The organism is Pseudomonas sp. H3(2019) (assembly GCF_007713465.1).
Classification (GTDB): domain Bacteria; phylum Pseudomonadota; class Gammaproteobacteria; order Pseudomonadales; family Pseudomonadaceae; genus Aquipseudomonas.
Genome location: NZ_VMSG01000012.1, coordinates 23,540 through 37,031 on the forward strand (window position 1 = coordinate 23,540; position 13,492 = coordinate 37,031).

10 protein-coding genes are annotated in these 13,492 nt (G+C 59.7%); 4 read left to right on the forward strand and 6 right to left on the reverse strand.

The window, feature by feature from the left end; all coding sequences use genetic code 11:
• Positions 1-72: 72 nt before the first annotated feature.
• Positions 73-1,965 (forward strand): sigma-54-dependent Fis family transcriptional regulator, encoded by a 1,893-nt coding sequence (locus FPT12_RS13725; RefSeq protein WP_145016734.1) that lies wholly within the window; start codon positions 73-75, stop codon positions 1,963-1,965.
• Positions 1,966-2,031: 66 nt separating this feature from the next.
• On the opposite strand, the gene FPT12_RS13730 is transcribed toward FPT12_RS13725, so the two are convergent.
• Positions 2,032-2,532: an Lrp/AsnC family transcriptional regulator gene (locus FPT12_RS13730; protein ID WP_145016735.1), complete on the reverse strand. Its 501-nt coding sequence runs from the start codon at positions 2,530-2,532 to the stop codon at positions 2,032-2,034.
• Positions 2,533-2,651: 119 nt separating this feature from the next.
• Between FPT12_RS13730 and FPT12_RS13735 the strand changes: the two genes are divergently transcribed.
• The 3 genes from FPT12_RS13735 (at position 2,652) to FPT12_RS13745 (ending at position 6,365) form a co-directional block, all read left to right on the forward strand.
• Positions 2,652-3,686: a histone deacetylase family protein gene (locus FPT12_RS13735; protein ID WP_145016736.1), complete on the forward strand. Its 1,035-nt coding sequence runs from the start codon at positions 2,652-2,654 to the stop codon at positions 3,684-3,686.
• Positions 3,687-3,736: 50 nt separating this feature from the next.
• On the forward strand, positions 3,737-4,789 hold the full coding sequence (locus FPT12_RS13740) for an ornithine cyclodeaminase (RefSeq protein WP_145016737.1): 1,053 nt from the start codon (positions 3,737-3,739) through the stop codon (positions 4,787-4,789).
• Positions 4,790-4,949: 160 nt separating this feature from the next.
• Positions 4,950-6,365 carry an amino acid permease gene (locus FPT12_RS13745; protein WP_145016738.1) on the forward strand — a complete coding sequence of 472 codons (1,416 nt, stop codon included), beginning with the start codon at positions 4,950-4,952 and terminating at the stop codon, positions 6,363-6,365.
• A gap of 404 nt (positions 6,366-6,769) precedes the next feature.
• Here FPT12_RS13745 and FPT12_RS13755 read toward each other — a convergent pair whose 3' ends face one another.
• The 5 genes from FPT12_RS13755 to FPT12_RS13775 form a co-directional block, all read right to left on the reverse strand.
• The gene (locus tag FPT12_RS13755) at positions 6,770-7,039 is read right to left on the reverse strand and encodes a hypothetical protein (protein WP_145016740.1); all 270 of its coding nucleotides are present in this window, start codon (positions 7,037-7,039) and stop codon (positions 6,770-6,772) included.
• A gap of 201 nt (positions 7,040-7,240) precedes the next feature.
• Positions 7,241-8,137 carry a hypothetical protein gene (locus FPT12_RS13760; protein ID WP_145016741.1) on the reverse strand — a complete coding sequence of 299 codons (897 nt, stop codon included), beginning with the start codon at positions 8,135-8,137 and terminating at the stop codon, positions 7,241-7,243.
• Positions 8,134-9,102, reverse strand: a complete 969-nt coding sequence (locus FPT12_RS13765; protein ID WP_145016742.1) for a hypothetical protein — start codon at positions 9,100-9,102, stop codon at positions 8,134-8,136. Before FPT12_RS13765 ends, FPT12_RS13760 begins: the two co-directional genes overlap by 4 nt.
• 4 nt (positions 9,103-9,106) lie before the next feature.
• On the reverse strand, positions 9,107-10,789 hold the full coding sequence (locus FPT12_RS13770; RefSeq protein WP_145016743.1) for a hypothetical protein: 1,683 nt from the start codon (positions 10,787-10,789) through the stop codon (positions 9,107-9,109).
• Positions 10,790-10,895: 106 nt separating this feature from the next.
• Positions 10,896-13,196, reverse strand: a complete 2,301-nt coding sequence (locus FPT12_RS13775) for a hypothetical protein (protein WP_145016744.1) — start codon at positions 13,194-13,196, stop codon at positions 10,896-10,898.
• Positions 13,197-13,492: the final 296 nt, after the last annotated feature.

The following is a 13,492-nucleotide window of genomic DNA, read 5'->3' on the forward strand; positions in this document are numbered from 1 at the left end:
GACGCTTGTCTGCAGCCTATGAACGGCGCTTAATAGCCGCACAACTAAAAGAATATGGAACCGGAGGCCTGAATGCTTTCCGCATACTCAAAGGCGCATGTGGATTGCGTCAGCCGTGTTTTGAAGAATGCCGGGCACCTGCCGCAGCTGCCTGTGTCGGACTTGGTTCTCGACTCCTGGCGCCGCTCCATGGAGCAACACCACCTGGATCCGGGCTCGCTACAAGGGCCACGGATCCTCTCGCAGAACGTGCTGCAGGAATGCCGCGAGCGCTCCGAGTTATTCTTGCGAATCGCCAGTGAAGAAGTCGCCCGCCTCCACGGTCGGGTCCGCGATGCCGACTACTGCGTCCTGCTCACAGACGCTCAGGGCCAGACCATCGACTACCGCGTCGAATCCTCCATCCGCAATGACTGCCGCAAGGCAGGTCTTTACCTGGGCACTTGCTGGTCGGAAGGTGAAGAAGGTACTTGTGGTGTGGCGGCGGTACTGACCGCGCGAACGCCGGTCACGGTTCATAAACGCGATCACTTTCGCGCCGCGTTTATCGGACTCACCTGCTCCGCGGCGCCGGTCTTCGACCCCAAGGGCGAACTGCTTGGGGTGCTCGACGTTTCGGCGGTGCGCTCACCCGACGACCGCCGCTCTCAACACCTGATCCGGCAGATGGTGGTGCAGAGCGCGCGTGAAATCGAACAGGCATTTTTCATGAGTTGCGCCCAGGGTTACTGGGTGCTGCGAGCCCACAGCAGCCCGGGCTACGTCGACAGCCAACCCGATTACTTGCTCGCTTGGGACAACGACGGCTGCTTGGAGGCGCTGAACCCGGCTGCGCGGCAATGGCTGTTGCGCAGTTTTGGACAACTGCCGGAACATATTGGCCAAGTGTTCGATCAGCAGTTGCTGCATCGGATCAGTGACGAGTCGCTATGCCTGTTGCACAGCCAGGGTGGCCACACGCAATTGCATGGTCGCCTCAGCGTGCCACGGCAGGTGAAGCGCAACGCGTCGCGACTGGCACTGACACCCGCCGAACTCGATCCGCGACTGGAAGAAAGCCTGCGCCTTGCAGTGCGGGTTAAAGACCGCAACCTGCCGGTGCTGATCCAGGGCGAGACCGGCTCCGGCAAGGAAGTCTTCGCCCGTCAGTTGCACCAAGCCAGCCAGCGCCGCGAGCGGCCGTTCGTTGCGGTAAACTGCGCGGCGATCCCCGAGAACCTGATCGAAAGCGAATTATTTGGCTATGTCGCTGGCGCCTTTACCGGAGCCTCGAGCAAGGGCATGCAAGGTCTGCTGGAACAGGCCGATGGCGGCACTCTGTTTCTCGATGAAATCGGCGACATGCCCTTGCCCTTGCAAACCCGGCTGCTGCGGGTCCTGGCCGAGGGTGAAGTGGCGCCTCTGGGAGCCTCACGGCGCAAAGCGATCGACCTCCAGGTCGTCTGCGCCAGCCACCGCGATCTGGAAGGACTGGTCGCCGCGGGCGAGTTTCGCGAAGACCTGTACTTTCGTTTGAATGGAGCGCGCTTCCAGTTACCGCCGCTGCGCGAACGCAGTGACCGGCTGGCGCTGATCAACCGGATTCTCGATGAGGAATCGACGCTTTGCGCAGAACCCATGCAACTGGGAGGTGCGGCTCTGGAGTGCCTGCTTGGCTACCGCTGGCCAGGTAACGTTCGCCAGTTACGGCACGTGCTGCGTTATGCCTGTGCGGTGTGCGACTCAAACCTGATTCAGGTCAGCCATTTGCCCGAGCAACTGCAAGATCACCGACTTGATGGCCCAAGCTCTGGCGACACCATTGATTGCTGCGCGAGCCCGGAGCGCCAGGCACTGCTCGATGCCTTGGTGCGTCACCGCTGGAAACCCACCGCTGCTGCAAAGTCTTTGGGTATCTCCCGGGCAACCCTGTATCGAAGGGTGCATCAGCACGGCATCGACATGCCTGGCAGAAGCCAGGTGTAAGCCTGGCTCCCCTTGCAAACCGCTGCAATGAGCGCTCGTGTTGCTCACCTAAAGACATCTGCCCGCTCAGTCCTTGAGCGATTTGGGTATCGCAATACGGCTACTGGTCTTAACCTCGCGCAAAGCCAGACTGGACTGAATGGATGCAATACCTACCTGACGCCTGAGTACCTGCTCGATAAAGTCACTGTAGCTATCAAGATCCTCTGCCAACACTTGCAACACATAATCGGAATCCCCAGTGATCTTGTGACAAGACAACACCTCGGGCAATTGCGCAATCACCGCCTCGAAGGCGTCCGGAGCATGATCCGCATGGGTGGAAAAACGGATGTGCACGAACGCCATAATGTCCAGCCCTAGCATGCGTCGATCAAGATTGGCCTGGTAGCCCTTGATTACGCCCGCCTCCTCCATTCTCTTACGCCGTCGCCAGCAAGGCGTCAGGCTTAACGACAGGCGCTCACTGAGCTCGGCGTTGGAAATGCTCGCATCTTCCTGCAGCAACGTGAGTATCGCCAGGTCGGTCTCATCGAGGCTAATGCGTTTGGATGATTTTTTCTGCATTACGCCATTCCTGAGTAAAAACGCCCGATTAATCTAGCAAACCATGAAAACAAAGCAAAGAAAGCGCGTCCCGGCCGGAACAGAATATTTGCACTGGCTCACATTAACGGATGCGCAGAATGTTTACAGTTTTCAGTGATTCCCATCGCTTGCACCACGGCACCGAATTGAAAGACGGTGTGCTCAAGCCGTCGTTCGAACAGCCCAGTCGGGCAGATACTGTCCATAACCGCGTCAAGCAGGTAGGCCTTGGCCAGATCGTCGAACCGCGAACATTTGACCGGTCGTGTTACGTCAATGCGCACAGCGAGCGCTACGTCAGTTTTCTGGAAAGCGCCTGGTCAGAATGGTGCGCGACTGGACGTACCCACGATGCCCTGCCGCTGGTATGGCCAGTGCGCGACCTGTCCAACGAACAAGTCCCGACTTTCATCGACGGCAAGCTCGGTTTCTACGCCATGGACGCCGGCTCCCCGATCACCGCTACCACTTGGCAAGCGGTAAAAACCAGTGCAGACATCGCCCTCACCGGCCTGGCGCTGATCGATGAAGGCCACGACAGTGCCTTTGCCCTGTGCCGCCCGCCCGGCCATCATGCAGCACGTGAATACATGGGCGGCTATTGCTATCTCAACAACGCCGCCATTGCTGCACAACAGGCCATTACCCAAGGCGCCAAACGTGTCGCGGTACTGGACGTCGACTTTCATCACGGCAACGGCACCCAAAACATTTTCTACGGGCGCAGTGACGTCATGTTTGTCTCGCTACACGGTGAGCCGACGGTGTCCTATCCGTACTACTCAGGCTTCACCCACGAAGTCGGTACAGGCCACGGCGAAGGTTACAACCTGAACTATCCGCTGCCGAAGAACACCACCTGGCAAAGCTACCGCAACGCCCTGCTCCACGCCTGCAAGAAACTCCAGCAATTCGCCCCTGAAGTGCTGGTTATTTCACTCGGCGTCGACACATTCAAGGATGACCCGATCAGCCACTTCCTGCTGGAAAGCGAAGACTTCATCGGCATCGGCGAGCTGGTAGCAGGCGTCGGCTGCCCGACCCTGTTCGTGATGGAAGGCGGCTACATGGTCGATGAAATCGGGATCAATGCGGTCAACGTGCTGCATGGCTTCGAGAGCAAACGCGCCTGAGCCATCCCCTGCCCTACAGCATTTCAACTACTGAATCGGAAAATAAAAACATGACTCTTTTTATCGATGTCGATCATGCCGCACGCCTGTTCGCCAAGGTGGGTATCCGCCGGGCAATCCGCGAGATGGCCACATACATCGAAGCGGACTATTCACGCTGGGCGCAGTTTGATAAGTCGCCTCGCACCGCCAATCATTCCGCCGACGGTGTGATCGAGTTGATGCCTACCGACGATGGCCAACAGTATTCGTTCAAATACGTAAATGGCCACCCGGGCAATGGTCAAAGGGACTTGCTGACCGTCATGGCTTTCGGTGTTCTCGCCGATGTCCACAGTGGCTATCCAACCTTGCTCAGTGAATTGACGCTGACCACTGCCGTGCGCACCGCCGCGACATCCGCGCTGGTCGCGCAGTCCCTGGTACGCCCTGGTGCAAGCATCATGGCAATCATCGGCAACGGCGCTCAAAGCGAATTTCAAGCCCTCGCCTTCCACGAAATGCTGTCGATCAGGGAAATCCGCATTTTCGATATTGATCGTGACGCATCACTCAAGTTGAAGCACAACCTGTCGGCATTCCCGGGTATCGAAGTGATTCTGTCCAGCTCCGTACAGGAAGCGGTCAAGGGCGCGCACATTGTCACTACAGTGACTGCCGACAAAGCTTATGCAACGATTCTCACGCCCGAGATGATCGAACCCGGCATGCATATCAACGCTGTCGGTGGTGACTGCCCGGGAAAAACCGAACTGCACGCCGAGATCCTGCGCAACGCCCGGATCATCGTTGAATTTGAACCGCAAACCCGGATTGAAGGCGACATTCAACAACTGGAAGCCGACTCTCCCGTCGTCGAGTTTTTCCGCATTGTGCTGGGCGAAATTCCGGGGCGCGAGAATGACGCCCAAGTCACCGTGTTCGATTCGGTGGGTTTTGCTCTCGAAGATTTTTCGTCACTGCGCTACCTGCACGACCTGGCGCGAGAGCACGAGATCGGCGAGCGCATCCATCTAGTGCCGACACCCGCCGACATAAAAGACCTTTACCAGTTGCTTGATCAGCAACCCGCTAAACCGGCGCGTCTGCGCACAGCCAACTGATAACCGTAGGTGATGCCTCCGAGCAGCGTGCCAAGGGGCCGCTCACCGCCCTGTAAGCCCCCAAAACCACCACCGTCGGTAGCCGTTGCATTTCTAACAACAACGCTAGACACCCACTTTCTGCCAAAACTCAAAAAACATAAAATCAAGAGGTTTTGTAATGAAATCTACTCCGTCCGAGCGGGTTGAACAGCCCGCGCTGCAGCGCACGCTCAGCAATCGTCACATTCAGTTAATGGCCATGGGAGGTGCCATCGGTACAGGTCTGTTCATGGGTTCCGGGAAGATCATTGCCCTCTCAGGCACGTCGATCATCCTCATTTATATGATCATCGGGATGTTCGTCTACTTCGTCATGCGCGCCATGGGCGAACTGTTGCTCTCCAACTTGAACTTCAAAACCTTCGCGGACTTTACCGGTGCCTACCTTGGCCCGCGAGCGGCATTCTTCCTCGGCTGGTCGTACTGGCTGAGCTGGAGCGTCGCGGTAGTGGGCGATGCCGTAGTGGTCGGCGGATTCTTTCAGTACTGGTTCCCCGATGTACCCGCCTGGATCCCGGCCATCGGTATGTTAATGACGCTGTTCGCCTTGAACGTGCTGACCGTCAGGCTTTTTGGTGAAGTGGAGTTCTGGTTCGCGATCATCAAAATCATTGCCGTCGTCACCCTGATTGGCGTTAGCCTGGTGATGATTGCCAGCTCCTTTGTATCACCCAGTGGCGTTACTGCATCCCTGAACCACCTGCTGGATAAACAGGCAGCCTTCCCCAACGGCCTGTTTGGTTTCTTTGCCGGATTCCAGATGGCAATCTTCTCCTTTGCCGGCACCGAGCTGATCGGCACTGCTGCCGCCGAAACTCGCTCCCCCGAGAAGACTCTGCCTAAGGCCATCAACTCGATTCCGCTGCGAATCATCCTGTTTTATGTGCTGGCACTGGCCTGCATTATTGCCGTGACTTCCTGGCAACAGGTTTCGCCCAACAAAAGCCCTTTCGTCGAACTGTTTCTGGTTGCAGGGTTTCCCGCAGCAGCAGGTATCGTCAACTTTGTGGTGCTGACGTCTGCCGCCTCATCAGCCAACAGTGGCGTATTTTCATCCAGTCGCATGCTGTTTGGACTGGCCAGTCACGACAATGCTCCCGGGATTTTTCGGCATTTGTCGGGTAATAGCGTGCCTCTGCTGAGCTTGGCGTTTACCACACTGTTGATGCTGCTGGGGGTACTTTTGCTGTTCATCGTTCCGGAGGTCATGACAGCGTTTACCATCGTCTCTACCGTGTCGGCAATCCTGGTGATTTTTACTTGGTCGACCATCCTCGCGTCGTACATTGCCTATCGCAAAAGCCGGCCCGATCTGCATGCGCAATCAACCTACAAGATGCCTGGCGGTGTGCCGATGGCCTGGTTCGCTTTGGCGTTCCTAGGCTTTGTCCTCTGTTTGCTGGCATTAAGACCTGACACCCGTATCGCCTTGATGGTCATGCCTGGGTGGTTCATATGGTTGGCAATAGCCTATCAGCTGACTCACACCTGGAAGCCCAAACCCGCTTTTGGATCGACAAGCCAGTACAGATGATGTTCATCAGGAGCCTTTGGGTGCCGATGCAGTGAAACGCTATTTGCGGGGCACCTGCAGGTCGAAAAGCTGCAAGCGACGGATGGGCTGAAAGGATTATTTTCAGGAAAAAAACAAGCGCCCCGAACATATCGAGGCGCTTGTTGGAACCATGGAAAGACATCAACTCATCAGTCACGATACTCAACGCGGAAGGAATCACGGTGATGGAGGCAACAACGACTGGAGTGCTGCCCGGAACGGCAGAGCGTGAATGCCTAAAACAGATGCTTTCTGAAGGAGATCCCTCAAACGGTGCAGCCCAATCCATGAAAGGCAGTGGTTGTCATCGACCAGCGTGTTGATCCTCCCAGTAGACGTCGGGTCCCGCTATCCGTGCGCGACCCGACGGGCTTGATACGTGCTTAGATCCGGATGATCTGGGTGATGTGCGGCTTGCCGTTAATAGGCGCGTAAATTTCCACGATCGCTTGCCAGCTGTTTGACGAGCCAGGCTGCGTTGCTTTCGCCTGATAACGATAGTTGGTGCCATTGACGACCTGGGTTGAAACCAGTTCAGCCGTGTAGTGCACACCCACCAGCCCGGCCAGGGCTTCATCGAATACTTCCTGATCCTTTGGAGTCAGTTCGTGATAAGGAGTCCATCCGCCAACAAGATTTTCTTGAGCCGACATACGATATATCTCCATATATAAGTTCCTACTCGTCTGGCTTTTCGGAGTTCGCCCCGTTTATTTAATGGTTTCCGGAATCCATTGTGCTGAGTGGTTTTCCGCGCCGCCCTGTTTGTCGTGCATGCCACTGGATGGCTTTAAGCTATCAAACTTAAGTGGAAAGTATGTCCGCATTTAACTGTACGAGATGTAAGGCATTGGCTATTCATGATGCGCTCTCGCATCTCGGTGGCGACAGAGTTGCCGCGCTTGCTGGAGCACGGGCGCACGCCAGACGATTCGCCCATCGTCCGAGCTGCAGACCGGGGTATTGAGCGGCCAGCCGGCAGGATCGGCCGCGTACGACCAGCCGAGGTCCCGCAGTTTGTCCCGGCACGGCAGCAATTCGGTCACGCCCAGGCGGATCGCGCGATCGATCGCATGACCGAGTTCGGCCGGATGCGGATAGTAAGGCGTCAGCAGGAACGCTCGCTGCGGCGACGCGCCCGCCCACGTGAGTCCTGCATCCACCATGTCGACGATCGCGGCCAGTCCGGCAGCATGCTCCGGCCCCGCGCGCTTAAGCAACGCGGCAACGTTGATGTTGACGCAAAGATCAACAACATTCGGATAGACCAATTCATCCAGCCAGGTCAGATAGACGCCTTCGCGATGCCAGGGCTTTGCGTCGGCTGCGACCCACCTCAGGCGAAACGACTCGAGCACCTGGCGCGGGGCGTGCGTCAGCCGCTGCGCCGGCCAGCGGCCGCCGCTGACCAGCGCGAGCGTGAAGAGCGCGGTGTCGTCGGCGTCCGGCAGAAGCGCAATGGGCATCCACTCCGGCTGGCGATCGGGCGGATAGAATGAGAACGCGCCGCGTCGGTCCGTCCGCTCGCAGCACGCCAGGAAGTCGAGCGCGCGCTGTCGTGCCGCGGTCAGCGCCGGTGTGGCGGGCCATGCCGAGAGTTCATGCAGGACGAGTGCGGTCACGAAACCGTTCTCGTCGGCGACCGGGCCTGTCGGCAGATCGACGATCGACCCGAACGCGCCGCTGGGCGATTGCGCGGCGAGCAGTGCATCCAGCGTGGCGGCGATGGTGGTCGGGTGGACGACGCTCATGCCGGCTCCAGCGGCGGCGCAATGCCAAACGTGACGCCGAGCTCGGCGTCGCCGTGCACGGTGATGCCAAACATCGTGTGATGGGTCGTCGGGTCGTCGAGCGCGGCGAGCGGCTCCGTCAATTGCGCGTAGAAGCGCAGGTCCCATCCATGGCGCCGGCCAAGCTCCAGGATACGCGCACGGGTCCGTCCATCGCCGCCGAACAGCGCGCGCGCGTGGGTGTAGAGCGTGAACGCGGTCGGCTCGCCACGCGCGGAGACCGAATAGCTGAAACCGTACAGATCACCCGGAAGTTCGCGCCAGATCGGCACGCCGCAGCATTCGCCCAACAGCTCGACGAGTTCGCGGTAGCGCGATGCGAGATTCACCCGCGCGAGCAGCGCGACCAGGTCCGGCGCGATCATGCCTTCGATTCGCGAGTAGAACTCCGTGCGCTGCGAGTCGGGGTCCACGCCGATCAGTTCGATGTGCTGGCGCTTGTCCGGGAGCGACTTGGGCCTGCCGATCACGTCGGCGGCGAAGGCGTCGGCATCGGCCGCCGCGTCCTTCGACAGCTCGACGTAGAGCTTGGTGCGACACTGCCCCGCGCGATGCCGTCCACCAACATACGTGCCGAAGCGCAGCGGATGACCGGCCTGGAGCCGGCGAACCGCGTCGACGGTGGACGCGGGCGCCGGTGTGGCGCCGAGCGCCGCGAGCTGCCCGAGCGCGGCATCGACCCCGCCGCGCGGATCGCTGTCGGGCAGCGCCGGGTCGAGCGTATAGCGCAACGCATCGTCGGCGGTGGAGAACGCGATCTCGACCGGGAAGCCGCTCATGGTCAGCAGGCTGCCCGTGAAGCCGTCGGCTGCACGGACGCGATCGTCGAGCAGGCGCAGGAGCCGTGTGCGCGCCTGCTCCGCGTCGTCGCCGTGAAAGTGCCGGGCGATGTGCAGCGCACGTTCAAGTGCCGGGTGCCAAGCCATCGCGCTACCCCTGTCCGGTGCCGCGTGGGGGCAAAACCAGCAGCATGCTCGTCTGATTGTCTGCGGACTCGATACGCGTCGTCCCGTCCGCCAGGTAATAACGGGCAACGTAACCATAGATCGGCGTCACGCCGTCGACGGACGTGCTGCTTGCATACTCGTAGCCGCTTTCGCGCGTGAACGGGAAGTCTTGCCCGTCGTTCGGTTGGCTCGTGAACGTTACCGTCACCTTCACGTGCTCGTTCACGCTCCAGTCGATCCGCGACGGATCGAGCGTGACTGACGCGGGCAGCGTATGAGGAGTGATGTCCACGCTGACGGCGGCCGTCGGGACATCGATCGGCGTCAGTTCGTCGTTGGCCAGCAGCGTGCCCGTGAAGCTGGTCGCTGCGCAATCCGGATCGACCACCATGTACCTGTACGTGACGGACGGATGGGCGCGGTTGAGCGTGACATTCGCCGGACCGATGCCCTGGATCGCCCATTTCCGTGACGGGATGCCCAGGTTGCCCGATTCGCTCGTGCTGAGCGCAAGTTGCACCTGATCTCCCACGCCGAGCTTGCGCGCGGTCAACGTGACCGATTTCTCTTGCAGCACAGACGTGGCCCTGACGAACGCGAGGGCGGGCTGCGTACCGGGCATGAAGACGGTGCCGGTTTCCTCGCCGTTTGAGTCCGGCGTCTTGCCGGCAATCTTGTATTCGAGCCAGTACGAGAACAAGCCCGGCGTATAGTTTTTGCGCGCGACGAGGAGCGCAGGCAGCACGTGCTTGTCGCTCATTTCGCCGGATTCATAGTGGACGATGACGCTCTGGATAAGGGCGGGCATCGCGTCGGCCAGGACGAAATTGCGAATGCCGACCTCGTCGAGCGTGATCGACGTCGCGCCATGCCCGTCGATCTCGCCCGAGTCGAACGGCTGAAGTCCTGCATTCGGCTTGAACGTGACGACGTAGCGATAGCGATAGTCGAGCCGCCACGCGACCGGGGAAATCGCTGTCTGGAAGATGCCGGTCGACCACGGCTGCGTGTGGCCCGGGTTGAAGACGCTGTGGCCAGGCGACCCGCCCGGGTTTGCGACGGTCAGCACGATCGATTCGATCGGCAGTGTTTCGAAGTAATCCGCGACCGGCGTGAAGGTGACTGGTGTGACGGGCGGCAGCGCCGGAAGCACCAGTAGCGGCGTCGCGCCGACTCCCGATTGCGCCCAGATCGAGCCGTCGTCAAGCGTGTAGGTCGCCGTCCATGGGTAGCCCGCGGCCGGCAGCGACAGCCAGCGAGCGGTGGCGCTGGCAGCGGTGAAGGTCAGCGGGTGGCCGGAGAGTTCCGCGTCGACGCGCGTGACCCGGCTCCAGTCGATCAGCAGCGGTGTGACGGTGATGGCGATGGTGGCGGGAACGCCGGCGCCGACCTGGATCGTCGTGCCGTCGGCCACCGTGAGTGGAATCGGCGTGGCTTCGCCGGTGGGGCCGAACTGCTGGCCGTCATACAGGACGCCGCCGGCGGTGGCGGGGCCGGGATCGAACTGCCACGTGTCCTCTGGATGCTCAGCGGTGAGTGCGCACCAGTGGTTCGCGCAGTAATTGTGATCCGTGTCGAGGTAAACGAGGTTCAGCACGATCAAGCTGAGTGTCGGGATATCCCCGTCCAGCCCGTGACCGACGATGCGATAGAGGATGTTCGCCATGGTGACTCCGAACCGGTGGGTGCGTGCAGGAAATGCGGGGGGCGACAGCGTCGCTTCCCCCCGCGGCATTGCAGTCCGCCCGACGCGAGCCGGGCAGTGGCGCAGGTTATTTCACACTCGCGAGCTCTTCCTCGTCGGCCAGGTTGATGCCCGTGAGCAGACGGAGGTGGGCGGCCTCGATCGCGTGCGCATGCTCTTGCGGAACGAGGTAGGGCCGTTCGTTGGCCAATACCTGCTTGTTGCTCCACATCCTCGGCAGCACGAGCAGTGCCGACGTCATTTTCGTCTGCTGGATGACGACTGGCGATGCGTCCTTCGGATAGTAGGCGCCCGAGTAGTACCAGGTCAGGCTAGGCTCCTGTCCGTCGAGCATGAACGAGTAGTACTGACTGCCCGTTCCCTTGAGGAACTGGAACGGGTGTTGCTTGATCGGTTGCCCGGTCGCATTCAGCAGGTAGACGTCGATCTTGACCATGTCATAGAGGTTCCACTGGATCAGCGACGGATCGATGGTCACCATGAACGGAGTCTGCTTCGCCGTAACGTTGATCGGTTGCCGCTGCGGCACGTACCACGGCGTCGGATAACCGATGATTTCGCCGTCGTCCACGTATTGCACCGTCACGTCGCAGTAAGCGTTCTTGTTGTTCGGCGCGAGGAATTTCCACGGAGTGACCGGATCGCCTTTCTTCTCGATCTGCCAGACATTGCCCTGCACCGACACGCTGTTGTCCGGATCGACGTAGTACGCGGATACATAGACGTTTTCCATATCCTTCGCCCATACCGGATACAGGATGACCTGCTGCAGGGCCAGCGGCGATCCAATCTGCACGGAGTTCTGGTTGGTCGGCTGGCTGGGCGCGAGGGTCACGCGCGAACCGTCTCCCATGACGTAGAGCACCGAGTAGGTGTAGTTCGTCGTATAAGGAAGTGCAGTCAGGAACGATACGGGCCACTTTTCCTCGTTCGCATGGAACACATAGCTCTTGGTCTTGGCTTCTGCCGCCTGGCCGGGGGCCACGTTGGTGTTGACGAATACGAAGTCGACTTGCACTTGCCGCACCGATTGCTCAGAGGTGCCAAACTGGATGCCCGACGTCTCGAACGTAACGGCCAGCGCTGCGAGCGAGCCGGCATTGAACGTCACGCTCGCCTGTCCCTCGACGGCGGCGTCGCGCTGGATCGTCGGCGACTCATACGACGTTTTGTCCGTGTAGGTGACGATGTATTTGTACGAATAGCGCAGGTTGGGCGAACCATCCGGATTGGTGACCGCAGGGCGTTTGAAGATCCAGCTGGTGGTGTCCTTGGTCAGGGTCTCGGAGTCGTTGCCCGACGGCGATTGCGCCAGGACCTGCACCGACGCGACCCCGGAGCTGATCAGGTCGACGTTGGTAAGCTGGAACACGACCGAGAGCGGGCTGTAGTCGACCACCTCGTAGACCCGGTCCCACACATCATTCGCGAAGGCGGGCAACAGGGTCGACGACTGCGCAATCCAGTCGACCACTGTGTTCTGCGTGTACGTGTATGAGAACGAACTCACCTGGCTCATGCTGAACTTGTAGTCGTTTCCTGACGGATTATTCGCCTGCATCATCGCGATGGTCGAATTGACCGACTGGGTGACGGCATTCTGCAACGTTTGCTGTGCCCAGTTGGTGATCGCCTGCCCCTGCGCCGACATCGGGTCGATCTTGCCCCAGATATAATCGATCGTGCCGGACTGCGACTGGCTCAGGTACTGATTGACTTCGACGGTGCGGCTGGTTTCCGACCCCCAGACGTTTTTGTCGACGTGGATGGTCTGCTCGTACTGATAGGCGACGCTCGAGTCGAATCCAACGGTGACTGCCACGCCCGGCAACGATCCCGGCACGTGCATCTGGTACTGGACATCGTACGTGCCGCCGCCACCCGGGTTGCTGAACGCGGTGATGAACGCTGCGACTGCGGCCTGGTTCGGCAGGGAGATCGAGAACGACGCGCGGGCACTCGCCTGCCCGATGTCACCGGTCGTCGGTGCCAGAGAAGGCCAGGCCACTGCCGAATAGCTGCTCACCTGGCCCTTGTCGTCGGGATACTGGTAGTTGAACCAGGTCGTCCCAAGGGTCCAGTCCCAGCCGCCGATCCGGATGTCGCTGCCGAACTTCTTCTGCACGGCCTCGATCGCCCCCGGCGGCGTTTGCAGCACGGTCTGGAAATTGCACTGTCCAGAAATGCCTTTGCCATTCGTGAACTGCCGCAGCGAGAATTCCGGCAGACCGCTCGCGGCGATCGCGAATTGCGGCTGCGGAACGATGTAATACTTTTTCGTGTCCTGATTGTCCTTGTAAATCTGGATCGTGTATGACCTTCCACCGAAATCGTACTTCAAGGTATCCGAGCTTCCGATATCCAACATGACTCTGTCTCCCTAACGTGTGACATGAAGTGAGCGTCGCGACCTGCGTGTATCGCGGCCGAAGCTGGTGCCCCTTGTCTCATGCCGACTGCCCCACGGCATGCGAATACATTCGACGCCGAAGCATCGATAATCCGAGCGATATCTCCCGTTTTCCTTCGGGCGCTCCGGTGGGCATTGTTTGGGTCGTTGATACGGCCGAGTGATCGGCCGGCTCATCATTCGGATATTTTTGAGCATTGACAACTACCAGAATTGGTAGGTGCACGTGGCATGCGATCTGCGTTTCGAATCGA

Bases quoted from the DNA above. Each gene is read 5' to 3' on its own strand.
- FPT12_RS13740 (WP_145016737.1), top strand. From the start codon at position 3,737: ATGACTCTTTTTATCGATGTCGATCATGCCGCACGCCTGTTCGCCAAG.
- FPT12_RS13745 (WP_145016738.1), top strand. From the start codon at position 4,950: ATGAAATCTACTCCGTCCGAGCGGGTTGAACAGCCCGCGCTGCAGCGC.
- FPT12_RS13725 (WP_145016734.1), top strand. From the start codon at position 73: ATGCTTTCCGCATACTCAAAGGCGCATGTGGATTGCGTCAGCCGTGTT.
- FPT12_RS13760 (WP_145016741.1), bottom strand. From the start codon at position 8,137: ATGAGCGTCGTCCACCCGACCACCATCGCCGCCACGCTGGATGCACTG.
- FPT12_RS13755 (WP_145016740.1), bottom strand. From the start codon at position 7,039: ATGTCGGCTCAAGAAAATCTTGTTGGCGGATGGACTCCTTATCACGAA.
- FPT12_RS13770 (WP_145016743.1), bottom strand. From the start codon at position 10,789: ATGGCGAACATCCTCTATCGCATCGTCGGTCACGGGCTGGACGGGGAT.
- FPT12_RS13730 (WP_145016735.1), bottom strand. From the start codon at position 2,532: ATGCAGAAAAAATCATCCAAACGCATTAGCCTCGATGAGACCGACCTG.
- FPT12_RS13765 (WP_145016742.1), bottom strand. From the start codon at position 9,102: ATGGCTTGGCACCCGGCACTTGAACGTGCGCTGCACATCGCCCGGCAC.
- FPT12_RS13775 (WP_145016744.1), bottom strand. From the start codon at position 13,196: ATGTTGGATATCGGAAGCTCGGATACCTTGAAGTACGATTTCGGTGGA.
- FPT12_RS13735 (WP_145016736.1), top strand. From the start codon at position 2,652: ATGTTTACAGTTTTCAGTGATTCCCATCGCTTGCACCACGGCACCGAA.